This window comes from Carboxydothermus islandicus (genome assembly GCF_001950325.1).
Taxonomy (GTDB): domain Bacteria; phylum Bacillota; class Z-2901; order Carboxydothermales; family Carboxydothermaceae; genus Carboxydothermus; species Carboxydothermus islandicus.
On the sequence record NZ_BDJL01000063.1, the window covers coordinates 1 to 452 of the forward strand.

2 tRNA genes and 2 rRNA genes are annotated in these 452 nt (G+C 52.0%); all 4 read right to left on the reverse strand.

The window, feature by feature from the left end:
- Positions 1 to 79: ribosomal RNA gene (locus ciss_RS09015) — 23S ribosomal RNA — on the reverse strand; the annotation flags it as partial.
- Between the two features lie 49 nt (positions 80 to 128).
- Positions 129 to 204: transfer RNA gene (locus ciss_RS09020), tRNA-Ala, on the reverse strand.
- Positions 205 to 229: 25 nt separating this feature from the next.
- A tRNA-Ile gene (locus ciss_RS09025) sits at positions 230 to 306 on the reverse strand.
- Between the two features lie 53 nt (positions 307 to 359).
- Positions 360 to 452, reverse strand: a 16S ribosomal RNA gene (locus ciss_RS09030); the annotation flags it as partial.

The following is a 452-nucleotide window of genomic DNA, read 5'->3' on the forward strand; positions in this document are numbered from 1 at the left end:
GCGGCTTTTCGCAGCTTGCCACGTCCTTCTTCGGCCTCTGGCGCCTAGGCATCCACCGTACGCCCTTACTAACTTGACCTTCTCTTTTTCTCCAACCTCTGTGCAGTTTTCAAAGAACAGGATTTAAATGGTGGAGATGAGCGGACTCGAACCGCTGACCCCCTGCTTGCAAGGCAGGTGCTCTCCCAGCTGAGCTACACCCCCACACTACATGTTTTTATATTTTTTATGGTGGGCCTAAGTGGACTTGAACCACTGACCTCACGCTTATCAGGCGTGCGCTCTAACCAGCTGAGCTATAGGCCCATGTTGAGAATTTTTATTCACAAAACAACGGCAAGCGGTTTGTTTCTCCTTAGAAAGGAGGTGATCCAGCCGCACCTTCCGATACGGCTACCTTGTTACGACTTCACCCCAATCACCGGTCCCACCTTCGGCAGCTCCCTCCCTTT